This is a genomic window from Paraburkholderia sp. IW21 (assembly GCF_041321145.1).
Taxonomy (GTDB): domain Bacteria; phylum Pseudomonadota; class Gammaproteobacteria; order Burkholderiales; family Burkholderiaceae; genus Paraburkholderia.
Window position 1 is genome coordinate 134,216 of the sequence record NZ_JBGGWA010000007.1, and the last position, 22,129, is coordinate 156,344.

19 protein-coding genes and 1 riboswitch are annotated in these 22,129 nt (G+C 63.8%); of the genes, 11 read left to right on the forward strand and 8 right to left on the reverse strand.

Annotated features, from left to right (window positions below; genetic code table 11):
• Positions 1–19: 19 nt before the first annotated feature.
• Both ACAX43_RS18230 and ACAX43_RS18235 read left to right on the forward strand, forming a co-directional pair.
• Positions 20–1,162, forward strand: coding sequence for an exonuclease SbcCD subunit D (locus ACAX43_RS18230; protein WP_370709816.1), 1,143 nt, complete (start codon positions 20–22; stop codon positions 1,160–1,162).
• Entirely contained in the window at positions 1,159–3,783 is a 2,625-nt protein-coding gene (locus tag ACAX43_RS18235) for an AAA family ATPase (protein WP_370709817.1), read from the forward strand. Before ACAX43_RS18230 ends, ACAX43_RS18235 begins: the two co-directional genes overlap by 4 nt.
• A 38-nt stretch (positions 3,784–3,821) precedes the next feature.
• On the opposite strand, the gene cobJ is transcribed toward ACAX43_RS18235, so the two are convergent.
• Genes cobJ through cobG form a run of 4 tightly spaced genes read right to left on the reverse strand, consistent with a single transcriptional unit; the run spans position 3,822 to position 8,297 of the window.
• Positions 3,822–5,531, reverse strand: a complete 1,710-nt coding sequence (gene cobJ / locus ACAX43_RS18240) for a precorrin-3B C(17)-methyltransferase (RefSeq protein WP_370710028.1) — start codon at positions 5,529–5,531, stop codon at positions 3,822–3,824.
• A complete protein-coding gene (locus tag ACAX43_RS18245) occupies positions 5,528–6,259 on the reverse strand; it encodes a precorrin-2 C(20)-methyltransferase (protein ID WP_370709818.1) in 732 nt (243 codons plus the stop codon). Before ACAX43_RS18245 ends, cobJ begins: the two co-directional genes overlap by 4 nt.
• A complete protein-coding gene (locus tag ACAX43_RS18250) occupies positions 6,260–6,886 on the reverse strand; it encodes a precorrin-8X methylmutase (protein ID WP_370709819.1) in 627 nt (208 codons plus the stop codon).
• A complete protein-coding gene (cobG, locus tag ACAX43_RS18255; protein ID WP_370709820.1) occupies positions 6,879–8,297 on the reverse strand; it encodes a precorrin-3B synthase in 1,419 nt (472 codons plus the stop codon). Before cobG ends, ACAX43_RS18250 begins: the two co-directional genes overlap by 8 nt.
• Positions 8,298–8,378: 81 nt before the next feature.
• Positions 8,379–8,558, reverse strand: a riboswitch (cobalamin riboswitch).
• A gap of 84 nt (positions 8,559–8,642) precedes the next feature.
• Between cobG and cbiE the strand changes: the two genes are divergently transcribed.
• Genes cbiE through cobM form a run of 4 tightly spaced genes read left to right on the forward strand, consistent with a single transcriptional unit; the run spans position 8,643 to position 12,448 of the window.
• Complete coding sequence (cbiE, locus tag ACAX43_RS18260) at positions 8,643–9,866, forward strand: precorrin-6y C5,15-methyltransferase (decarboxylating) subunit CbiE (RefSeq protein ID WP_370709821.1); 1,224 nt, start codon at positions 8,643–8,645, stop codon at positions 9,864–9,866.
• Positions 9,866–10,954, forward strand: a complete 1,089-nt coding sequence (locus tag ACAX43_RS18265; RefSeq protein WP_370709822.1) for a cobalt-precorrin-5B (C(1))-methyltransferase — start codon at positions 9,866–9,868, stop codon at positions 10,952–10,954. Before cbiE ends, ACAX43_RS18265 begins: the two co-directional genes overlap by 1 nt.
• The gene (locus ACAX43_RS18270; protein WP_370709823.1) at positions 10,951–11,673 is read left to right on the forward strand and encodes a cobalt-precorrin-6A reductase; all 723 of its coding nucleotides are present in this window, start codon (positions 10,951–10,953) and stop codon (positions 11,671–11,673) included. The genes ACAX43_RS18265 and ACAX43_RS18270 overlap by 4 nt, the downstream gene beginning before the upstream one ends.
• 46 nt (positions 11,674–11,719) lie before the next feature.
• Entirely contained in the window at positions 11,720–12,448 is a 729-nt protein-coding gene (cobM, locus tag ACAX43_RS18275; RefSeq protein WP_370709824.1) for a precorrin-4 C(11)-methyltransferase, read from the forward strand.
• A gap of 22 nt (positions 12,449–12,470) precedes the next feature.
• Here cobM and metE read toward each other — a convergent pair whose 3' ends face one another.
• Complete coding sequence (gene metE / locus ACAX43_RS18280) at positions 12,471–14,762, reverse strand: 5-methyltetrahydropteroyltriglutamate--homocysteine S-methyltransferase (protein ID WP_370709825.1); 2,292 nt, start codon at positions 14,760–14,762, stop codon at positions 12,471–12,473.
• Between the two features lie 135 nt (positions 14,763–14,897).
• On the opposite strand from metE, the gene ACAX43_RS18285 reads away from it, so the two are divergent.
• The gene (locus tag ACAX43_RS18285; protein ID WP_370709826.1) at positions 14,898–15,821 is read left to right on the forward strand and encodes a LysR family transcriptional regulator; all 924 of its coding nucleotides are present in this window, start codon (positions 14,898–14,900) and stop codon (positions 15,819–15,821) included.
• Positions 15,822–15,870: 49 nt separating this feature from the next.
• Here ACAX43_RS18285 and ACAX43_RS18290 read toward each other — a convergent pair whose 3' ends face one another.
• Both ACAX43_RS18290 and speB read right to left on the reverse strand, forming a co-directional pair.
• A complete protein-coding gene (locus tag ACAX43_RS18290; RefSeq protein ID WP_370710029.1) occupies positions 15,871–16,956 on the reverse strand; it encodes a polyamine ABC transporter substrate-binding protein in 1,086 nt (361 codons plus the stop codon).
• Between the two features lie 79 nt (positions 16,957–17,035).
• Positions 17,036–18,016, reverse strand: a complete 981-nt coding sequence (gene speB, locus ACAX43_RS18295) for an agmatinase (protein ID WP_370709827.1) — start codon at positions 18,014–18,016, stop codon at positions 17,036–17,038.
• 179 nt (positions 18,017–18,195) lie between these two features.
• Here speB and ACAX43_RS18300 point away from each other — a divergent pair, with 179 nt between their 5' ends.
• On the forward strand, positions 18,196–19,083 hold the full coding sequence (locus ACAX43_RS18300; RefSeq protein ID WP_370709828.1) for a LysR substrate-binding domain-containing protein: 888 nt from the start codon (positions 18,196–18,198) through the stop codon (positions 19,081–19,083).
• A 12-nt stretch (positions 19,084–19,095) separates the two neighbouring features.
• Here the strand turns inward: ACAX43_RS18300 and ACAX43_RS18305 are convergent, their stop codons facing one another.
• On the reverse strand, positions 19,096–20,589 hold the full coding sequence (locus ACAX43_RS18305) for an MDR family MFS transporter (protein WP_370709829.1): 1,494 nt from the start codon (positions 20,587–20,589) through the stop codon (positions 19,096–19,098).
• A 212-nt stretch (positions 20,590–20,801) separates the two neighbouring features.
• On the opposite strand from ACAX43_RS18305, the gene ACAX43_RS18310 reads away from it, so the two are divergent.
• From ACAX43_RS18310 to ACAX43_RS18320, 3 genes are all read left to right on the forward strand, one after another.
• Positions 20,802–21,062, forward strand: a complete 261-nt coding sequence (locus tag ACAX43_RS18310) for a DUF1488 domain-containing protein (RefSeq protein WP_370709830.1) — start codon at positions 20,802–20,804, stop codon at positions 21,060–21,062.
• Between the two features lie 96 nt (positions 21,063–21,158).
• A complete protein-coding gene (locus ACAX43_RS18315) occupies positions 21,159–21,398 on the forward strand; it encodes a DUF6566 family protein (RefSeq protein WP_370709831.1) in 240 nt (79 codons plus the stop codon).
• A 28-nt stretch (positions 21,399–21,426) separates the two neighbouring features.
• Complete coding sequence (locus tag ACAX43_RS18320) at positions 21,427–22,062, forward strand: carbonic anhydrase (protein ID WP_370709832.1); 636 nt, start codon at positions 21,427–21,429, stop codon at positions 22,060–22,062.
• The last annotated feature ends 67 nt before the right edge of the window (positions 22,063–22,129 follow it).

Genomic DNA, 22,129 nt, shown 5'->3' on the forward strand with positions numbered 1-22,129 from the left:
TGAACGGAATGGAGGCACAGTGATCAGGTTTCTGCATACGGCGGACTGGCAGATAGGCACGCAATTCGGCCAGTTCGAGCCGGACGAAGCCGCGCACCTCGCGGAAGCACGCTTCGAAACCGTGCGCCGGATCGCCGAGGAAGCGGCGGCGCGCAAGGTCGACGCCGTGCTGGTCGCCGGCGACGTGTTCGATCTGCAGACCGTATCGGACACCGTGATCCGCCGTTTGTTCGGCGCGCTGCAGGCGTTCTCCGGTCCGTGGATCATGCTGCCGGGCAATCACGATGCCGCATTGGTCGAGAGTGTCTGGACCCGTGCGCAGCGCCTGAATTGCATTGCGCCGAACGTTCGGGTGGTGCTCGAACCCGGCGTGGTGGCGCTCGACGCTTGCAAGTGCGCGTTGCTCTGCGCGCCGCTCACGCAACGTATCACCTACGACGACACCACGGGATTCTTCGACACAACGGAGAGCCCGCCTGGTTATCACCGAGTCGGGCTCGCGCACGGCAGCGTGAGCGGGATTCTGCAGGAGGGCATCGATTCGTCGAACCCGATCGTGCCGACGCGTGCCGCGAGCGCGCGTCTGGACTATCTCGCGCTGGGCGACTGGCACGGTCATTTGCGCGTCGACGAACGCACCTGGTATGCCGGCACGCACGAACAGGATCGGTTCCGCGGCAACGATCCGGGCTTCATGCTCGAGGTCACGCTGACTGAGCCCGGTGCAGCGCCGGCCGTCGAAGCGGTGCGGGTCGGCAAATATCAATGGCATCGCTGGGAAGAGACGATTTCGGTGCCGACCGATGGGGATTCGCTGAAGGCGCGTCTCAGCGCGTTGGGCGGTAACGACGTGCTGCGGCTAACAGTAAGCGGCACGACCGCGCTGGCCGAAGCCGAAGCGATTCGCGTCGCGGTGGAAGAGACTCGCGCGCGAGTGCGCGCCCTACGGGTCGATCTGAGCGGCCTGCAAGTGTTGCCCACCGCCGACGACCTCGCCGAACTCGGCGCGCAGAGCGGCTACCTGGCCAAGGTGGTGGCGCGTCTGCGAGGCTTGCAGGAGGACCCGCAGTCCGACCCGCAACAGGTCAAGCGCGCGGCGGAGGCGTTGTTGCTTCTGGCGCGTTTTCAACGTGAGTTGCCGCGCGAAGCGAGGTCCGCATGAAGCTGGAAAGTATCGCGATTCAGGAGTTCAAGCAGTTCACCGGACGGCTCGTGATCGACGATCTAGAGCCCGGACTCAATCTGTTCACCGGCCCGAACGAGGCCGGCAAGAGCACGATCGCCGAAGCCGTGCGGGCGGTGTTCCTCGAACGCTACAAGGCCTCGCATCTGAAAGATCTGCTGCCGTGGGGTAAGGCGAGCGGGCAGCCGTCGGTCGAAGTGACGTTCGATATGGACGGCACCGGCTGCAAGCTGTCGAAGCAGTTCGTCACTCGGCAGCGCTGCGAGCTGAAAATCGGTCAGGCGGTGTTCGGCGAGGATGAAGCAGAAGACAAGCTCGCCGCATTGCTCGGCTTTTCGCGTCCTGCGCGTGGACCGCTCAAGGCCGAAAACGCCGGCGTCCCTGGTTTGTTGTGGGTGCAACAAGGCGGCACGCAGGAGGTGCGCGATTCCACGGGACACGCGGCGCAGTATCTGCGCGATGCGTTGTCGCAACTGTCGGGCAGCAGCGAATCAGCGGGCGAGGATGCGCTGATTGCCGCCGTGCAGCGCGAGCTTCGTCAACTGCTCACTGCGCGCACGCAGAAGTCCACCGGGCCGCTGGCCGAAGCCGAGCAGACCTTGGCTGCGCTGATTGAAGAGCGCGACGATCTGGAGCAGCAGCGCCAGCAGTTCGACGAGAACATCGTGCGGCTTGCCACGCAGCAGGAAGCCTTCGACGATGCGCAGCGCAAGCGCCCCTGGGCGCTTCATGAGCAGAAGGCCGTGCAGGCGCAGCAACGCGCCGATGCCGCGGCGGAACTCGAACGCAGTTTTCAGGGCCTCGTGCAGTCGCTGAAATTGAGCGATGCGGAACTGGCGCTGTCGGTGCAGCAGGAGCAGCGCGCGACCGAACTGGAAGCGGCCGTGGCGCGCGAGCGTCAGCAACTCGACGTCGCGCGAGCCAACGTGTCGGCGCTGCAGAACGAACATGCGCAGGCTCAGGCGAGCGTGGCGCAATTCGAACAGGTGTACGCCGACGCGAACCGCGCGCACGAACTCGCTAACGCTGCGGTGACCGCGGGCGATTTGCGCAGCCAGATCGCGCTGCATCGCGCCGAGAGCGAGCGGCTTGAAGCGGCGATCGCCGCTGCGGGCAAGGCGAACGAGGCCGTGCTGGAGGCGACGCGCGCCGCTGCCGCGCTTGAAATCGACGGCGCGCAATTGAAGCGGCTCCAGTCGCTCGATGCCGAGTTGACCGTGCTGCGCGCGCGGACCGAAGCGGCGATGACGCGTATCGAATACCGGCTGAATGGTGCGATTACGATCGGCGGTGCAAAGGTAAGCGGCGAGGGCGTGCTGCCGCTCGACGAGGAGAAGCTGATCGGCCTGGGCGAACTAGGCGAATTGCGTGTGATTCCGGGCGTTTCGGATCTGTCCGCGCAATTGTCGGAGCGGGTGTCGCTCGAAACCCGGCATGCGCAGGTGTTGCAGACGCTGGGCGTGGCATCGCCGGGCGAAGCCGAGGCTAGGCAGGAGCAATGGAAGGCGCTGGTCGCACAGCAGAAAAGCCAGGCGAAGATTCTTGAGGTGCATGCACCGCAAGGTATCGACGCGCTGCGTGCAGCGTTGGCTTCGGCCGCCGCACGGCTGCAAACATCGAATGAGCGGCTGGCTCTATTGCCTGACGCGTCCACCGCGTTACCGCTCGACGAGGCTCGCCGGAATGCCGACATCGCGCGTGATGCATTGGAGTCCGCCAGAAAAGTACTGACGCAGGCGGCGGAAAGCAAATCCACCGCGACGGCCACGACGGAATCGCTCGCCACGCAGTTGCAACGCAAGGAAGCGCAACTGGGCGACGAAGCGTTTTGCCGCAACCGTGCGCAGTGGCAGACGAAAATCGTCGAGCAGCGCGTGCAGGTCGAGGCGATGAAGAAGCAGCTCGAAGGACGCGAGCGTGAGTTGGAAGCGGCGCGTCTGGACGATCCGGCGGCTGAGGCGAAACGCTATCGCGCGTCGGCGGAACTCGCGCGCAACGAGCAACACGAACGGCAATTGCGGATCGCGCATGTGCGCAGTCAGTTGGAGACGGTCGGCGCATCAGGACTCGGGGAGCGTCTTGCCTTGCTGAAGGCATCGGTGGAGCAGGCCACGCGCCGCCAGGACGAACTTGGCTTGCGGGCAAGTGCGTTGAGTTTGCTCGACGAGGTGCTCGTCGACGAACGCGATGCGGCCGTGGCGCAACTGCGTGCGCCGTTGACCGAACGGCTTGGACACTACCTCAAGCGGATTTTCCCGCAGTCGACGATTGCGCTTGGCGACGATCTGAGTCCCGCGACGTTGGATCGTTATGGCCGTGCGGATACGCTCGATGCGTTGAGCTTCGGCACGCGGGAACAACTTGGTATTTTGACGCGGCTGGCCTATGCGGATCTTTTAAAGGCGTCGGGCCGCCCGACCTTGCTGATGCTCGACGATGCGGCCGTGCATACCGATGCGGCGCGGCGCGATGCGATCAAGCGCGCGCTGATCGATGCGGCTACGCGGCACCAGATTCTGGTTTTTACGTGCCATCCGGAGCTTTGGGATGATCTGGGTGTCAGGCAGCGCGCGATCGAGGATTTGAAGGCGGCGGCTTAGGAGATGCATGCGGCAGCGATCGGCCGGCGCGCTTCGATTCACTCATACCATCGCGGCGTATAAACCCACTCACCACCGTCGACGCCGTTAGCAAACCCTCGCGTCGTCGACGATCCGACGATCACCATCGTCCGCATATCCACATCTGATGAGCGCAGTTCACCGAGCGTAATCGTACGCAGCGTACTGCCCGGTCTGCCGATATCGCGCCCGAGCACCACTTTGGTAACCGCAGCGCGATATTGCCGAACGATATCCAATGCCTTGTCGAGTTGCCACGGTCGCGCGCGGGAGATCGGGTTATAAAACGCCATCACCAGATCCGCTTCGGCCGCATGCCGGAGGCGTTTTTCGATGATCGTCCACGGCTTCAGGTTATCGGACAGCGACAGCATGCAGAAGTCATGGCCCAACGGCGCGCCGGCTTGAGCCGCGGTGGCCATGGCCGCTGACACGCCCGGCACGATCGACAATTCGACTGCGCGCCAATCCGGGGCGTGCGAGCCTTCCAGCGCTTCAAGCACCGCAGCCGCCATCGCAAACACGCCGGGGTCGCCCGACGACACCATCACCACGGACCGTCCCGTGCTGGCCAACTCGAACGCGTGACGCGCGCGTTGCATCTCCTCGCGATTGTCCGTGCCGTGTACGCGTTGATCCGCGCGAAACGGCCCGGCCATTTTTACGTAGGTTTCGTAGCCGAGGATATCGGTGGCTTCGTTCAGCGCTGTGCGAGCGGCGGGCACCATGAGTTCCGCACTGCCGGGGCCGAGGCCGATCACAGTCAATCGGCCGCGCGGACGACCGATCGTCTCTGGATCGATTGCCAAAGGCGCCAATGCCAGCGCAACGCCTGAATCTGAATCCTTGTGGAGCGTTTCGTAGGGGATGCGTAACGCAGCATGCAGCAAGCTGCCTGGCGGCTCGCCATCTTCGGGACGTGTCTGTGCGAAGCGCAGCGGCACGTTCAAGCTCGCTGCGGCCTCGGCAAGCACCGGGTCTGCCATTCGTTCTGCCGAAGCCAGGAGTGCCGCCAGTGAAAGCGCCGCAAGACCATGCGTGTCCAATGCCTCGCGCACGCGTGCTGCGATCGCCGCACCCGCACCCGCACCCGTCACCGCCGCCACCACACTCCGCGGATGAATCACCAACTCGTCATCACGCCCATCCCACACGCGCGGCGTCACGCGAATCGCGAGACGCGCCGACGCAGAGCGAGGCAGTTGCGCATCGTCGAGCCACGGTGCGTCGCCTTCGATCCGCGTGTTTTCGCCCGCCAGCAGGTCCGAAACGAAGCGCTTGCCTTGCGCTATATCGGCGAGAGCATAGCCTTCAGGCGGATTCAGCACGCACGTGCCGAAGCGCAATTCTCCGCTCGTCGTAATCGCCGGCGATACAGCCAACGCAGCCGCAATCTCACGCGCCATCACGTTGACGCCGGCTAGTCCGCCGAGCAAAGGCACAACCGCGCTGCCGTCTTCGGCAACCGCGAGTACCGGCGGCTCGACGCCCTTGTTCGACAACAACGGCGCGACGCAACGAATCACGATCCCAGCCGCGCACAACGCGACGATCGGCGTGCCGCGCGCATACAAACCACGCAGATGCGCGCCGAGCTCCGTGTACGAGACATCAGCCTCGACACGCCCATGCAAAGCATGCACCTGGGAACCCGCATACAGGGCCTGGATACGCCTCGCAGTCGTCAACGCGCCCACGCCGAGGATCACAATCGCGGGCGGCGTCATCCTTGCCATTTTTCCCCCGGCACGACGAGCAGCGAAAAGTACGGCGACGCCATCGGATCGACGTCGGCGAGCGGCACGATGCGCTGATTGCCCATCGTCGCGCGTTCCACGTAAAGCGCGCGATGCGCGAGACCGAGTTCGCCGAGCACGCGCCGCACCTTGTCGAAATTGCGGCCGAGTTTCATGATGACCGCGGCGTCCGCATCGGCGAGACGCCGGCGCAATTCGTCCTCAGGCAACACGCCGGAGAGCACCGACAAACTCTGATTGCGATACACCAGCGGCGAACCGAGCACAGCCGCACCGCCGAGCATCGAGCACACGCCGGGCACGACTTCGGCCTCGAAGCGCGCCGCGAGCCGGTCGTGCAAATACATATACGAGCCGTAGAAAAACGGGTCGCCTTCACAAATCACCGCGACGTCGCGGCCTGCACCGAGATGGCCGGCGACGATCTCCGCAGCGGTGTCGTAGAAATCGGCGATGATCGCTTCATAGGAAAGCGGCGGCTCGAGCGCTTCGGTGGTGACCGGATAAACGAGCGGCAGATGCTGCTGAGCGTCATGCAAATGCGTTTCAATGATGCTGAACGCGTTGCCCTTCTTACCCTTCGCGACAAAGTACGCGACTACGGGCGCCGCCTTCAGCAAACGCAGCGCTTTCAGTGTGATGAGTTCCGGGTCGCCGGGGCCGACGCCGAGGCCGAATAAACGTCCTTGCACGGTCATTTACTCGACCTCCGTGGCCAGCGCGTTCACCGCGGCGGCGGCCATCGCGCTGCCGCCGCGTCTGCCGTGCACCACGACGTAGGGCACGCCGCGACTGTCTTCGGCCAGCATTGCTTTCGATTCGGCCGCGCCGACAAAGCCCACTGGAAAGCCGAGAATCAACGCGGGTTTTGGCGCGCCGGCGTCGAGCATGTCGAGCAGATGAAACAGCGCGGTCGGCGCGTTGCCGATCACGACGACACTCCCGGCCAGATGCGGTCGCCACAATTCGAGCGCCACGGCCGAGCGCGTATTGCCGAGTTCGCGCGCCAATCCAGGCACGTCTTCGTGCGTGAGTGTGCAGATCACTTCGTTGTTAGCGGGCAATCGCGCGCGCGTGATGCCTTGCGCCACCATGCCGGCATCGCACAGAATCGGCGCGCCTTGCGCGAGTGCCGCGCGGCCTGCAGCGCCTGCGCCTTCAGAAAACCGAAGATCTTCAATCACGTCGACCATGCCACACGCGTGGATCACGCGCACGGCGAGCTTTTCGAGGTCGGCGGGGATGCGCGAGAGGTCGGCCTCCGCGCGTATCGTCGCGAAGGATTGGCGATAGATCTCCTGACCGTCGCGAATGTAATCAAGCATCTGAAGGGCTCCGGACCAGGTGTTCGAGCATGTCGGCGGCCTGTTCGATCGTGAGTTGGTGCGCGACGCAGTCACCGAAACCCGGTGAGGCGTCACGTCGGTAAAGGTCGTATGCGCCGGGGGCCACCGCCAGCAGCGTGTAGGGCGCGCGGTGCGCGGCGGCACAAGAGCGTTGGCATCCGCTTAGATGGACGTCGACACCGTCGGGCAGGCGATCCGCTAAAAGCAGCGCGTCGGCCTTGGTATCGGCGAGGCTTTTTGCACAGCCTGTAGAGCCGGCGCAGGCGATCAAGCGCGTACCAGGCTGCGCGGGGTCACAGGCGAGGCCTAGCGCGTTCATTGCGGCGAGCACGGCAGGCACCGCGTCCGATGCGATATCGGGCAGCAACACGCTTTGCCAGGGGGTCATGCGAAGCGTACCGTTGCCGCGCTGTTGCGCGAGCGTGGCAACGCCGCGCAAGGTCGCGGTGTCGAGGCGTCCGAGCGGCGGCTGGCCGCCTACGTGCCACGTTCCCACTACCCGTTGCGCGTGCGCGCCGAGTCGCAGCGTGGCGTCGGCTGGCGTGGCGCGTCGCCAGTTCGCGAGCGATGGGTCACGTGACAGCGGAAAATCGACATACGTTTGAGCGTGCTGCAATACGGCGTCGACGGAATGTGCGGCCAGCAGGTGACGCATACGCATGGCATCGGCTGCAGCCAGATCGAGGAACGTGTGCAGCAGTGCGCGGACAAGATCAGGGACTTGCGAAGGCAGTACAGCGGCAAGCGCACCCGCACCCGCGTTCGTCACCGCAGCTGGGCATCCCCCCAAACCGAACACAAATCGCACACCGTCTTCAGTTTGCGTCGCCGCCAACCAGACATCATGCGGATGATCCACCCGGGCAAGACGCTCACCGCCGTCGAGCGACAACGCGAATTTCGGCGATAGCCCCGCGAAACGCGCTTCGGTTTGCAGCAGCGTGAGCAGTTCGGCGCTGAGCTGCGTGGTGTCGAACAGCGCAAACGGATCGCGTCCGGCAGCAGGGCTCACCATCACATTGCGCACATCGTCTGCAGCGGATGCCGGTATCAAGGTTGACGCTTGCCTTGCGCCGGTCGCCGGAGCGGGGCCAAGGCCCGCATCGATCAGCGCCGCGATCAACGCCGCTTCATGGCCGACCCGCACCCCACGCACTTGCAGATTCGCGCGATTGGTCAGCTCGATCACGCCGGCCGCGTGCTGCTCGCTCGCGTCGGCGATCACGGCAGCCTGCGCCGCGCTCAACTCGCCGCCGGGCAATTTGATCCGGCAAATCCCACCGTCGCGCGCGGCGACGATGCGCAGCAGCCCCGGGCATGCCGACGGCCGCAGCGCAAGGGCTGCGTCAGGTAAAGCGGTGGAGGGCGAAGCTTGATTCAAGACGGACACCGGGTTTAGCGTCGCGCGACGGCCCGAGCAAGCCGCGAGGGGCATTACTGCGGCATCGGTACACCCCGCCCGATGTAGGCTGGCACGAACAGTCTCGCCGGCAGGTCTCCTGGCTGGCAGGTCATGGTCCGCCGCTGCCTTCCCGGTTGAACCAGTGGCGCGGAGCGCAGGCGGACTCGCTGCATACAGTTGCGGGGGCAGCCACAGTGACACTGTGTTCCCTCTTCGGCCCCGAAGGGCACCGGCGGCTGTATTATGCCTTTTTTCGAACAGCACAACGAGGCTGGACGCTTTGATCGGCGTGGCACAGCGCACTATTTGAAGATACAGAATGAGGATGGATGCATGCCGGCGTGGCTGACCGTGGTGGGCATAGGCGATGACGGCTTCGCCGGCTTGGGGAGGCCCGCGCGGCGTGCTTTGCTGGAAGCGTCGGTGGTTTACGGCGGCGAACGTCATCTGGCGATGTTGCCTGCGCGCCTCGCCGCGCGCCGTGCGGCATGGCCGCGTCCGTTCGATCTCGCGCCGTTGCTGGCGGAGCGCGCGGCCCCCGTGTGCGTGCTGGCGAGCGGCGATCCCATGCTGTTTGGGGTCGGTGCGACCTTGGCGCGGCAGCTGCCGCCAGGCGAGTTGCGGGTGCTGCCCGCGCCGTCGTCGTTGTCGCTGGCGGCCGCGCGGCTCGGCTGGCCATTGCAGGATGTCGCGACGGTCTCGCTGGTAGGCCGGCCGCTTCCGACGTTGAATACCCATTTGCATGACGGCGCGCGCGTGTTCGTGTTGAGCGCTGACGGACGCACGCCTGCTGCGCTGGCCGAATGGCTCGACACCCGCGGTTTCGGCGCGACCCGGATGACCGTACTGGAGCATTTGGGCGGCGATCTCGAGCGGCGCATCGACGGCCGAGCGGATCAATGGTCCACGGGCGAAGTGGCGGCGCTGAACCTGATTGCGCTCGAATGCTGTGCAACGGAAGGCGCTCCGCGTCTGCCGCTGACTTCCGGTTTACCCGACGACGCCTTTCGCCACGACGGTCAGTTGACCAAACGCGACGTACGCGCGATCACGCTGGCGCGCCTTGCGCCGACGCCGGGTGAATTGCTGTGGGATGTGGGCGCGGGTAGCGGTTCGATCGGCATCGAATGGATGCGCGCGCACCCGACCTGCCGCGCTATCGCGATCGAAGGGCACGCGGAGCGGCAGCGTTTTATCGAGCACAATCGCGATGCGTTGGGCGTGCCCGGTTTGCAACTGGTGGCCGGCCGCGCGCCTGATGCGTTGGCGGGGCTGCCGGTGCCGGATGCCGTGTTCATCGGCGGCGGCGCGACGGTGCCGGGCGTGCTCGACGCTTGCTGGGCGCGTCTGCGTGAGGGCGGCCGGCTGGTCGCCAACGCGGTCACCTTGCAAGGCGAGGCGGCCCTGACGGCGTGGCGTGAGCAATATGGCGGCACGCTGACCCGCATCGCGCTCGCCGACGCGCAGCCGCTTGGCGGCTTCGATACGTGGCGCCAGGCGCTGCCGATCACGCTGCTTGAAGTCACCAAGGCCGCCGACTCACCTGCTCAACCGTAATGCGCGAAGAAACGCCCGAACAACCCGCGCCGCTGCGTAGCGGCTACACGACCGGCAGTTGCGCCACCGCGACGTCGCTCGCGGCGGCACGCCTGCTGCTTGCGGGTGTCGTCAGCGAGGTCGCGGAGATCGTGTTGCCGAAGGGCCAGCATGTGCCGATGCCGCTGGTGTTTTGCCGCCTGAGCGCCGACGGCGCGGAAGCCGGCACCGTCAAGGATGCCGGTGACGACCCCGACGTGACGCACGGCGCAATCGTGTTCGCCCGCGTGCGGCTTTGCGCTGAACCGGGCGTGATTTTTCGGGCGGGGCCGGGTGTCGGCACGGTGACGCGTGCCGGCCTCACGCTGCCGGTCGGCGAACCGGCGATCAATCCGGTGCCGCGCAAGATGATGACCGCGCATCTGACCGATCTCGCGGTGGAGCATGGATACCACGGCGGTTTCGAAGTGACGATCGGCGTCGAAGGAGGCGAAGAACTCGCGCTGAAAACGATGAACCCGCGCCTCGGCATTCTCGGCGGCTTGTCGATTCTCGGCACCACCGGCATCGTGCGGCCGTTCTCGTGCTCGGCGTATATCGCGTCGATTCATCAGGGCATCGACGTCGCGCGTGCGAACGGCTACGTGCATCTCGCCGCCTGCACCGGCAACGCGAGCGAAGACGCGATGCGTGCGCATTATGGTCTGCCGGATATCGCGCTGATCGAAATGGGCGACTTCGTCGGCGCGGTGCTCAAGCATATGAAACGCGCGCCGGTCGAGCGCTTGAGCGTGTGCGGCGGCTTCGGCAAGCTCAGCAAGCTGGCGGCGGGACACCTCGATTTGCACAGCCGGAATTCGAGCATCGATCTGCAACGGCTTGCGGCGTGGGCCGCCGAACATGGCGCGGATGATGCCTTGCAGACGGCAATCCGCACGGCCAATACGAGCCAGCAGGCGGTCGCATTGGCGCGCGCGCAAAACGTGCCGCTCGGCGATATCGTCTGCCAGCATGCGCTCGCGGTAGCACGCGATATCGTGCCGCCGCAGGTCGCCGTCGAAATGTTCGCGATCGACCGCCAGGGCAATCTGATCGGAGCCGCGCAATGATGCGGGTGTTGCTGCTCGGGGGCACCGGCGACGCGTTGCAGATTGCACGGCAGTTCGGACCCGAGCACGTGTACAGTCTCGCGGGCCTCGGCAAGGTGCCGGAGGATCTGTCATGCGTGGTGCGTGTAGGCGGCTTCGGCGGCAGCGAAGGCACGGCGCGCTATATCGAAGACGAACGTATTGGGTTGGTGATCGACGCCACGCATCCGTACGCCGCGCAGATCAGCGCGAACGCCGCGCAAGCGAGCCGCGCGGCACGTGTACCGTGCTGGGCACTGCGTCGCCGGGGCTGGCAGCCGCAATCCGGCGACGACTGGCGCATGGTCGACGACTGGGCCGAACTCACGCAGATACTTGCCGCGTTCAGGCGGCCACTGTTCACGCTCGGCCGCGAACCACTCGCGCATCTCGACGAAATCCCGCCGCATCAGTGCTGGACCGTGCGCTGTCTCGATCCGCACGAAGGCAATGCACGTGCGCGGATTCTGGCGACACGCGGCCCATTTACGCTCGAAGGCGAACGAGCGCTATTCGGCACGGAAGCATTCGATGTCGTCGTCAGCAAAAACAGCGGCGGCAGCGCCACCGAAGCGAAACTCGAGGTCGCGCGCGAACGCGGCTTGCCGGTTGTCATGCTGCGGCGCCCCGAGTTGCCCGCAGTCGATCGCGAGTTCGAGCATGTGGCTGACTTGCTGGACGCGTTGCAAGCGTTGCCTTGAACCGCGCGTGCATGACATGCCGGCCCAATGAATCATGGAGTATTGAATGACGGTGTTTTTTATCGGCGCGGGTCCCGGCGACCCGGAACTGATCACGGTGAAAGGGCAGCGCCTAGTGCGCGGCTGTCCGGTGATCCTGTACGCCGGCTCGCTGGTGCCGGCCGCTGTTTTAGCGGGGCATAGTGCGGAGCAAGTCGTGAATACCGCCGACCTCGACCTCGATCAAATCGTCGCGTTGCTTAAAGCAGCACACGACAAAGGCCAGGACGTGGCGCGCGTGCATTCCGGCGATCCGTCGTTGTATGGCGCGATTGGCGAGCAGATCCGCAGACTTCGCGAACTTGACATTCCCTACGAGATCGTGCCCGGCGTGACGGCGACCGCGGCATGCGCGGCGACGCTCGGCTGCGAACTCACGCTGCCGGATATTTCGCAGACGCTGATCCTCACGCGCTTCGCGAGCAAAACGACCATGCCCGAAGGCGAACAACTCGCCGACCTCGCGAGGCATCGCGCGACCATGGCGATTCACCTCGGCGTGCGCCACCTGGCGCGCATCGTCGATGAATTGCGGCCGCATTACGGCGGCGATTGTCCGATCGCGGTGATCTATCGCGCGAGCTGGCCGGATGAAGAAAAGCTCACCGGCACGCTCGACGATATCGTCGCGAAAGTACAGTCGACAAATATCGAGCGCACGGCGCTGATTCTGGTGGGACGAGTGCTGGCTCCTGAAGGATTTGCGGAATCGACTTTGTACGCGAAAGGCGATTGAAGTCCTGGTAGCAGGCGCCGAATCAGTGGGCTAATTCAGGCTGCTTTGCCGCCAGCTTCACCCTCAACGCTTTCGCGGCTCGAACCATATTGTTCAACGCCGCTTCTGTCTCCGGCCAGCCACGCGTTTTCAACCCGCAATCCGGATTGACCCACAGCCGCTCGGCAGGAATCACTTCACACGCACGTTCCAGCAGCCGCTGCATCGCTTCCGTGCTCGGCACGCGTGGCGAGTGGATATCGTAGATGCCCGGGCCAATCTCGTTCGGATAGGCGAACGCACCGAAGCCGTCGAGCAGTTCCATCGCCGAGCGCGAGGTTTCGATGGTGATCACGTCGGCATCCATTGCGGCGATCGACGGCAGAATGTCGTTGAACTCCGAATAACACATATGCGTGTGAATCTGCGTCTGATCGGCGGCGCCGGCCGCCGAAATACGGAACACGCGCGTCGCCCATTCCAGATAGGTGGCCCAGTCGGCTTTGCGCAACGGCAAACCTTCGCGGAAAGCCGGTTCGTCGATCTGAATGATGCGGATGCCGGCCTTTTCGAGGTCCACCACCTCGTCGCGGATCGCGAGCGCGAGTTGCAGTGCCGTGGTTGAACGCGGCTGGTCGTCGCGTACGAAGGACCATTGCAGCATCGTCACGGGGCCGGTCAACATGCCTTTCATCACGCGATGCGTGAGCGATTGCGCGTAACGGGTGGTCTCGACCGTCATCGGCTCAGGGCGATAGACGTCGCCGTAAATGATCGGCGGCTTCACGCAGCGCGAGCCATAACTTTGCACCCAGCCGTTTTCCGTAAACGCATAGCCCCACAACTGCTCGCCGAAATACTCGACCATGTCGTTGCGTTCGGCTTCACCATGCACCAGCACGTCCAACCCCAGCTCTTCCTGCTTGCGCACGGCGATTTCGATTTCGGCGCGCATCCGCTGCAGGTAGTCGAGCGCGCGCAATTCACCACGCTTGTAGGCGGCGCGCGCGTGACGGATCGCAGGTGTTTGCGGGAACGAGCCGATCGTGGTGGTCGGCAGGAGCGGCAGGTCGAGCGCTTCGCGTTGCACGCGATTGCGCTCGGCGAACGGGCTGTTACGTTCCGCCATCGCAGTGCTCACAGCGGCCACGCGTTTTTGCACCAGTGCATTCACGACCGCGCTTGAGTGACGGCGCGCTTCCAATGCGAGGTCCGCGGCGGCGAGCTTCGGTTCAGCGGCGGCAGGATTGCGCAGGGCGAGCGCGATTGTGCCGACTTCGTCGAGTTTTTCTGTGGCGAAGGCGAGCCAGGATTTCAGATCGGCATCGAGTTTCTTTTCCGCGTCGAGTGACACCGGCACATGCAGCAGCGAGCACGACGACGCAATCCATAAACGGTCGCCAAACTCCGCATGCAGCGCCTGCAACGATTCGACGATATCGCCGAGATCCGCACGCCAGATATTTCGGCCATCGATCACCCCCGCCGACAGCACGGCATGCGCGGGCAATGCGGCGCGCCATGCATCGAGCTGTTGCGGCGCACGCACGAGATCGAGATGAACGCCGGCAATCGGCAGCCTCGCGACGCGCTGCGCGTGGTCTGCTGCGGTTTCGAAGTAGGTCGCCAGCAACACCTTGACGCCCGACGTGCCGAGCACCTCGTACGCTGCAGAAAACGCGTCGAGCCATTCGGGCGGCAGATCGAGGCACAGCGCCGGTTCATCCAGTTGCACCCATTCAATGCCGCGTTGCCTGAGCGTTTCCAGAATGCGGTTGTAGCGGATCACGAGCTTCGGCAGTAGGGACAAGCGGTCGAAACCGGCGACATGACTCTTCGACAGCCATAGATAGGTAATGGGTCCGATCAGCACCGGCTTGACTGGCAGATTCAGCGCGAGCGCTTCATTGATCTCGTCGAGCATCCACTCGATGCCGCCATCAAACGTTGTAGTCGGTCCCAGCTCCGGCACGAGGTAGTGATAGTTCGTATCGAACCACTTGGTCATTTCCATCGCCGGCTGCGCGTGATTGCCGCGCGCGAGTTCGTAGTACTGGCCGAGCGAGAGCGCCTTCGGATCGAAGCCGAAGCGCTCCGGTAACGCGCCGAGCAGCGCGCTCAGATTGAGCATCTGATCGTAGTAGGCGAAATCGCCGGCGGTGACGAAATCCAGTTTGGCGTCTTGCTGCAACTGCCAATGGCGCTCGCGCAACGCCTTCGCGACACCACGCAAGTAAATCTCGTCGGTTTCGCCGCGCCAGAACGATTCCTGCGCGAATTTCAGTTCGCGCTGCGCGCCGATGCGCGGAAAGCCGGGGATGTGCGTGCGGGCCATGTGGATTCCTTCTGTGCGTTGTCTGAATTGGCGCTCAGTGTGAAAGTCGCGCTATGATTCAACAAGCGACATGTTTTCACCAATGTATGAGCCACATTCATATCCACACGAATTCGTCCAAAGCGGAGCACCTGCATGCTTGAGCTTCGCCACTTGCGTTCGCTGATCGCCATCGCCGATTCCGGCAAGCTGGTGGCAGCCGCCGAACGCGTTCATCTGAGCCAGTCCGCGTTGTCGCATCAGATCCGCGATATCGAGTCACATTACGAGGTGTCGTTATTCGAGCGCACCAGGCAGGGCTTGCGCTTCACCGCCGCGGGCGAGCGGCTACTCGCACTTGGGCGGGAGACGATTGCCGCGGTCAGCGCGGCGGAGCGCGATCTCGTGCGTCTGAAAGGCGACACGCGCGGCGAATTGCGGATCGTGCTGGAATGCCATACCTGCTTCGACTGGCTGATGCCGGTGATGGACGAGTTCCGCCGCCGCTGGCCCGAAGTCGAAGTCGATCTGGTCGCGGGTTTTCATGCGGACCCGCTGCGTCTGTTGAGCGACGGCAAGGCCGACGTGGTGATCGGTTCGAAGCCCGCCACCAAGCGCAGCCTGCATATCGCGCCGCTGTTCCGCTTCGAGATTCTGGTGGTGATGGCGAACGAACACCGGTTGCGCAATAAGCGCCGCGTGGTGTCGGACGATCTGCGCGACGAGACGTTGATTACTTATCCGGTGCCTGAAGCGCGTATCGATCTGATTCGCGAAGTGCTGGAGCCGGCCGGCATCAAACTCGAGCGGCGCACGGCGGAGTTGACCATTGCGATCATGCAACTGGTGGCAAGCCGCCGCGGGATTGCGGCGCTGCCGAACTGGGGCGTAAAAAACTACGTCGACCACGACTACGTTCTCGCCAAGCGAGTCGGCGCCCAGGGCTTGTGGAGCGAGCTTTATGCGGTGGCTGCGAAAGGCTTCGCGAGCCGGCCTTACTTCGACGATTTCGTCACCATCGTGCGCGATATCTGCGCGGTGCAGTTAGACGGAATCGAACTGCTCGCAGCGCAAGCCTAAGCCTTGGCCTGGGCGACCCATGCGGCCACCCAGGCGCACAGCAATCCCTCTATCCTCCTGTCTTCAACTGCGCCCACAGCCGGCCTTCCAGGCGTTTGATCGGCGCCGGCAACGGCTTCAGCAAAAACAGCGTCTTCAATACCGATTCGGGCGGGTACACGGTCGGATCGTTGAGAATTTCCGGTCGCACGAATTTGCGCGCAGCCGCATCCGCGTTCGGATAGAACACCGCATTGGTGATCCCCGCGTGAACTTCAGGGCGCTCGATGTAGTTGATCCAGTTAAGCGCCGCTTCTGGATGCGGCGCATCTTTCGGTATCGCCATCATGTCGAACCAGACCGGCGCGCCGCCTTGCGGAATAAAGTATTTGACCTCGTAGCGCTTGTTGGCTTCGCGTGCACGATGGCTCGCCATCGACACGTCGCCCGACCAGCTCAGCGCGAAACAGATATCGTCGCCGGCGAGATCGTTGATGTAACTCGTCGCGTTGAACTGGGTGATATACGGGCGGATTTTCTTCAGTGCTTCATAGGCGGCCTGATAGTCGGCCGGATTCGCGCTGTTCGGATCGCGGCCGAGATAGTGCAGCGTGACCGCGAACACATCCGTCGGCGCATCGAGCACGGACACGCCGCAACGCTTCAGCTTGCTCAGATATTCGGGCTTGAAGAGGATGTCCCAGCTATCGAGCGGTACATCATCGCCAAGAATTTTTTTGACCCGCGTGACGTTGTAGCCGAGACCCGTAGTGCCCCATGCCCACGGCACCGCGTATTGATTGCCGGGGTCCGCGTCGGCCACCAGGCTTAGCAGAGTGTGGTCGAGATTCACCAGGTTCGGCAGTTTCGATTTGTCGAGTTTCTGGTAGATGCCGGCTTCGATCTGCCTGGCAAGAAAGTTCGAGGTCGGCACCACAACGTCGTATCCGGTCGAGCCGGTCAGCAGTTTGGCCTGCAAGGTTTCGTCGCCGTCGTAGACGTCGTATTGCACGTGAATACCGGACTCTTTTTCGAAGTTCGGCACCGTATCTTTCGCGATGTAGTCGGCCCAGTTGTACAGGTTGAGCTGCTTTTCGTCGGCGTGCGCGGTGGTGCCGAACGCGCAGAACGCGCCGAACAATAGCGCTGCCAGCATCGGTGCGGGCGGCCTCGTCTTCGTGGCAGTGTGGAGCATGGTGGTCGTCCAGTGAGGTTTCAACAGAGCGGTCGCGGCCTTACATGCGCTGATGGCGTTGCAGTTTCTGATTGCGCATCAGGCACAGCATGTCGGCGGCAAGGTGGGCTGCGGCAAGCGCGGTCACGTCGCTGTGGTCGTAGGGTGGCGAGACCTCCACCACGTCCGCGCCCACCAGATTCACGGGGCCCAGCGCGCGAACGATTTCCAAAGCCTGCGCGGAGCTGAGACCGCCCGCCACCGGCGTCCCCGTGCCAGGTGCGAAGGCCGGATCGAGACAGTCGATGTCGAAGGTGAGGTAGGTGGGCGCATCGCCGACGATCGACAGTACCTCGTCGATCGTCGCCTGCGCGCCGTTGCGATGGACCCACGGCGCGTCCAGAATGCGCACGCCCATGAAGTCGTCGTTCCAGGTGCGAATGCCGACTTGCACCGAATGGGCGGGATCGATCAGTCCTTCACGGATCGCCTTGTAGAACATCGTGCCGTGGTTCAGCGAGTCGGGGTTGTCGTCCGGCCAGGTGTCGCAATGTGCGTCGAAATGAATCAGGCTCAGCGGTTTGCCGTATTTTTCAGCGTGCGCGACCAGCAGCGGGTAGGTGATGTAGTGGTCGCCGCCGAGTGTCAGCATGCGGGTGCCGGTCGCGAGAATCTCGCGGGCGTGAGCGATGATCGCGTCGCGAATGCCGAGCGGGTTGTGGGCGTCGAACCAGCAGTCGCCGTAGTCGACCACGTTCAGATGATCGAACGGATCGATACCCCATGGAAATGCACCCAGTTCGGCCAGTTGCACGGAGGCGGCGCGCATGCCCGCCGGCCCGAAGCGCGTGCCGGGGCGGAAGGTGGTCGCGAGGTCGAGCGGAATGCCCGACACGGCAACGTCGACGCCGGTGAGGTCGCGCGTGTAGGGCCGGCGCATGAATGACAGCACGCCGGCATAGGTCGGGGCAGGGTGTTGCTCACCAGCGCTGGCGGCCAGCGTGGCGGCGACGGGTTGCAAAGCGTTCAGGTTCAGGGTCATACAGGTCGGTCCGGTCGGTTTGAACGAGCGTCGTCACACAAATATTTCTCATGTCTGCCGAAGCGGCAGGCGGCGTGTAACGGGCAACTGGCGCTATCATTGCGGGGCAATATTCCGGCGAAAAGCGAAGAATCTTGCTGGAAGTATCGATATTTCTAATATCTGAGCCCGACGATCCGATGCGTAGACTTCCGCCTCTGCAGGCTTTGCTTGCTTTCGACGCCGCCGCGCGCCTGGGCAGCTTCACGCGCGCCGCGCAGGAACTGGCACTGACTCAATCCGCGATCAGCCATCAGATCCAGCAACTCGAGGAGTGGACCGGGCAGCCGCTATTCCGGCGGATCGGACGCGGCGTCGCGCTGACGGCCGCCGGCGCGTTGTATGCGCAAACCGTGATGACGGCGCTCGCCACCCTGGCCGACGGGCGCGATCGCATCGAGCCGTATGGCAATCCGGATTCGGTGATCGTGGTGTGCGCGCCGCAGTTTGCCTCCGGCTGGCTGATGCCGCGCATGCGGGCGTTTTCCGAGGCACTGCCGAACCTCGAAATCTGGCTCGTCACGGGCGAAGAGGTCAACGAGATCGATCGCGTCGACGTCGATCTGGTGGTGTCGGCGAGGGAGATTCGCACGCCGGAAGTGGTGTGCGAGTTGCTGCTCGAAGAAGCAGCGGTTGCTATCTGTGGGCCCATGACCGCGCAGCGTCTGCGCTCGGCGTCATTTCCAGAGGTCCTGACGCAGGCGCCTTTGCTGGTTCAGGAGGCACGGCCCGAGTGGGCGCCGTGGCTGCCTGAATTAAGGCGAGGCGGGGTGCGTACGCGACGTGCGATGACGGTCAGCGACCCGCGCTTTCTCGTGGCGGCCGCCGAGCAGGAGGCGGGGATCGCGATGGTGTCCCGGCTCACTGCCGGCGACGCATTGACGAGCGGGCGCGTCGAGATCTTGCCGCAGGTGCCGGGCTTCGCGCTCGCGCCGCTCTGGTTGATGCGCTCGGCCCAACCGGCGCGCTCCGCGGCGGTGGATGCGGTTTATGCGTGGATGATGAGGCTCTGCCGGGACGGTGATTGACGCACAGCGGGTTCAGTCCTCAAGCGGCGACAACGCTTCAAGCGGCATCGTCTTCCCTGTTCCAATGTTGACTGAGGGCACGAACCCTAACAGCACGACCACAAAGATCGCAATCGCAAAGATCGCAATGAAGGTCAGGTGCAGCGACTGATGCAACACCATGCGAATCATGTTGCTATCGGCGAAACTCGCCGCCTGATTCTGCAGCAGTGATTTGAGCTGATCCGAGGTGACGACGGCGACGCCCTGCGAGTGACTGAGGCCGAAGTTGAGCACCGCGCCGAACAGTGTCGCGCCCAACGTGCTGCCGAGATTGCGCGAAAAGAGATTCGATGCGGTCGCGCTGCCGCGCTCGTCCATTTTGACGATTTCCTGGATCAGCACCAGCGAACTGACGCTCGACGTGCCCATGCCGAAGCCCATGATGAGCGAACCGAACGCCGCGATGAGCGGCGAGCCGCCCGGCGCCAGGAACAGCAGCAGCACCGCGCCGATCGGCACGAACGCGCTGCCGCCGATCAGGATGCGCCGTAAGCCGATCCGTTGAAATGATTTCGCCGCGAGCGTCGCGCCCACCGGCCAGCCCACCATCATCATCGTGAGCGCAAGACCGGCGACCACGGGCGAGCGGTGCAGCACGCCCTGAACATACATCGGCAGGAAGGTGGTGGCGCCCATCAGGATCATGCCGGACAGCACGGTCGCGGCATTGCACGCGGCAATCGGCCGGCGGCTCCAGAGCGAGAACGAGATCATCGGTTCAGCCGCGCGGCGCTCCTGAAACACGAACAACAGCAGGCACAGCATGAACGCGCCACCCGCGAGCGATGCTTTGGCAATCTCGTTGTCGCCCGCGTAAGTCAGCGCCATCATCAGTGCGGCAATCGCCGCCATGAACAGCGCTGCCCCGGCGAAATCGATCGACGGATGCGTGTGCCGCTCCGTTTCGCGCAGGAACGCGATGAAGCCCGCCGCGGAGGCCAGGCCGATCGGCACGTTCATCCAGAAGATCCACGCCCATGAGAGATTGTGAATGATGAAGCCGCCCACCATCGGCCCCACCACCGCTGAGATGGCCCATACGCTGGCAAGATAGCCTTGCACCTTGCCGCGTTCGTGCGCCGGATAGAGGTCGGCGACGATGGTCAGCGTAACCGGCTGGATCGCGCCTGCGCCGATGCCTTGAATGAGGCGGAACATGATCATCGCCGGCATTGACCAGGCGAAGCCGGCCAGCACCGAGCCGATCAGAAAGATCGCGATGCCCGCGAGCATGACCGGCTTGCGCCCATACAGATCGGCGAGTTTGCCGAAGACCACGGTCATCGCGGTCTGGGTGAGCAGGAACGACGAAAAAACCCAGCTATACAAATGGAGATCGCCCAGTTGCGCGACGATCTGCGGCATGGCGGTGGAAACGATGGTGGCTTCGATGGCGACCATCGCCATCGAAGCCATGACGGCGGCAATGATTAGAGGACGCGACGATTGCGGGCTGCGGGACATGGAGCGGTAGTATTAGGATGTTGGAAGCGTCTCACGGCGGGCGAGGTGACATGCACGCCGCGACGCATAAGCGCGGCCGCTCAAAGGCGGCCGATGTCGAGTATGCACCTTGCTGGGAATGTGTGCTGGACGCGCCCCGCCATGCCAAGGCTAAACGGGCTTGGCACAGGGCTTGCACGTTCAACGTATCTTTCGACAAATGGAGAGTCATTATGAGGATCGAATTCACCGGACGCCGCGAAGTGGTGGCAGCAGCGCGCGTCGCCTTCGAAGCCAATGTCGATGGGGCAGACGTCTGGTGCAGCGTGTCGCTGGATGCGCTAAACGACCATTTCGGCAACGGGGGGCCATCGGCGCACAATCTGGTCGGTACCTTCGAGGCAAACCGCGCGCGGATTGAAAATGCTACGCGACGGGTACTTGAAAAGAACGGGGGAAAGTCCGTGGAACTCGAAACCGGAGATTTCAACTGAGGCGCCGGTGACCGCGATTCACGCGGGAAGTCGGGCAACCGTGGCGGCCGGCGGCTGTGCGTCTTGACCGCGTGACAACAAGAATTGAGGTGCTCGATGCAGACGCATACGCTTGATCATCGTGGCTACGAGATCGCCGTGCAGCCCGAGAAGAATGAGTTCGGCGCGTGGCGCGCGATAGTTAGCGTGCGCCACGCGACCGACCCCGTGGCGCAATTCCGTCCCGAGACGGTTCAGCCGGAATGGCTCACCGAGGAAGAGGCGGTACGCGATGGATTCGAGTGGGCCACGCGCCTGATCGACCACAAGCTCACGTCGTCGTCCGACGAGATATGAGGCGACGCGTGATGATCTGGAGAACGTCGTGCAGGAAATCATAGAAGGGTTCATCCGCTTTCAACGCGAGGTCTTCCCGCAGCAGAGTGCATTGTTCAAACGTTTGTCGGCCGCGCAAAATCCTGGCGTGCTGTTCGTGACCTGCTCGGATAGCCGTGTCGTTCCCGAGTTGTTGACGCAGACGGAGCCCGGGTCGCTGTTCGTGATTCGCAACGCGGGCAACATCGTGCCGTCTTATGGCCCGGAACCGGGCGGGGTATCGGCCACCGTTGAATATGCGGTGGCGGTGTTGGGCGTGCGGGATATCGTGATTTGCGGTCATTCCAATTGCGGGGCGATGACGGCGATCTGCACGTGCAAGAACCTCGAACACCTGCCGGCAGTCGCGGGCTGGCTCCGGCACGCGGACGCGGCGAAAGCGATCAATGCCTCGCGAACTTACCAATCGGATGCCGAGCGCCTCGACGCATTGGTCAAAGACAACGTGATTGCTCAACTCGCGAATATCCGCACTCATCCATCAGTGGCCGTGGGGTTGGCGAACAAAACACTGCAACTGCACGGCTGGATTTTCAATATCGAAAGTGGCGCAATGCTTGCGCTCGATGGGCGCACAGGGACGTTTTTGCCGTTGGCGGACAACCCTGAAATTTACGCCGTCTAATGTGACGTTTCGATGTGGGGGCGGCCCCGCGATTGCCGGGGCGCCTTTCACAGCGCTGTATTTTCCT

Bases quoted from the DNA above. Each gene is read 5' to 3' on its own strand.
- ACAX43_RS18235 (WP_370709817.1), top strand. From the start codon at position 1,159: ATGAAGCTGGAAAGTATCGCGATTCAGGAGTTCAAGCAGTTCACCGGA.
- cobJ (WP_370710028.1), bottom strand. From the start codon at position 5,531: ATGACGCCGCCCGCGATTGTGATCCTCGGCGTGGGCGCGTTGACGACT.
- ACAX43_RS18245 (WP_370709818.1), bottom strand. From the start codon at position 6,259: ATGACCGTGCAAGGACGTTTATTCGGCCTCGGCGTCGGCCCCGGCGAC.
- ACAX43_RS18250 (WP_370709819.1), bottom strand. From the start codon at position 6,886: ATGCTTGATTACATTCGCGACGGTCAGGAGATCTATCGCCAATCCTTC.
- cbiE (WP_370709821.1), top strand. From the start codon at position 8,643: ATGCCGGCGTGGCTGACCGTGGTGGGCATAGGCGATGACGGCTTCGCC.
- ACAX43_RS18265 (WP_370709822.1), top strand. From the start codon at position 9,866: ATGCGCGAAGAAACGCCCGAACAACCCGCGCCGCTGCGTAGCGGCTAC.
- ACAX43_RS18270 (WP_370709823.1), top strand. From the start codon at position 10,951: ATGATGCGGGTGTTGCTGCTCGGGGGCACCGGCGACGCGTTGCAGATT.
- cobM (WP_370709824.1), top strand. From the start codon at position 11,720: ATGACGGTGTTTTTTATCGGCGCGGGTCCCGGCGACCCGGAACTGATC.
- metE (WP_370709825.1), bottom strand. From the start codon at position 14,762: ATGGCCCGCACGCACATCCCCGGCTTTCCGCGCATCGGCGCGCAGCGC.
- ACAX43_RS18285 (WP_370709826.1), top strand. From the start codon at position 14,898: ATGCTTGAGCTTCGCCACTTGCGTTCGCTGATCGCCATCGCCGATTCC.
- ACAX43_RS18290 (WP_370710029.1), bottom strand. From the start codon at position 16,956: ATGCTGGCAGCGCTATTGTTCGGCGCGTTCTGCGCGTTCGGCACCACC.
- speB (WP_370709827.1), bottom strand. From the start codon at position 18,016: ATGACCCTGAACCTGAACGCTTTGCAACCCGTCGCCGCCACGCTGGCC.
- ACAX43_RS18300 (WP_370709828.1), top strand. From the start codon at position 18,196: ATGCGTAGACTTCCGCCTCTGCAGGCTTTGCTTGCTTTCGACGCCGCC.
- ACAX43_RS18305 (WP_370709829.1), bottom strand. From the start codon at position 20,589: ATGTCCCGCAGCCCGCAATCGTCGCGTCCTCTAATCATTGCCGCCGTC.
- ACAX43_RS18310 (WP_370709830.1), top strand. From the start codon at position 20,802: ATGAGGATCGAATTCACCGGACGCCGCGAAGTGGTGGCAGCAGCGCGC.
- ACAX43_RS18315 (WP_370709831.1), top strand. From the start codon at position 21,159: ATGCAGACGCATACGCTTGATCATCGTGGCTACGAGATCGCCGTGCAG.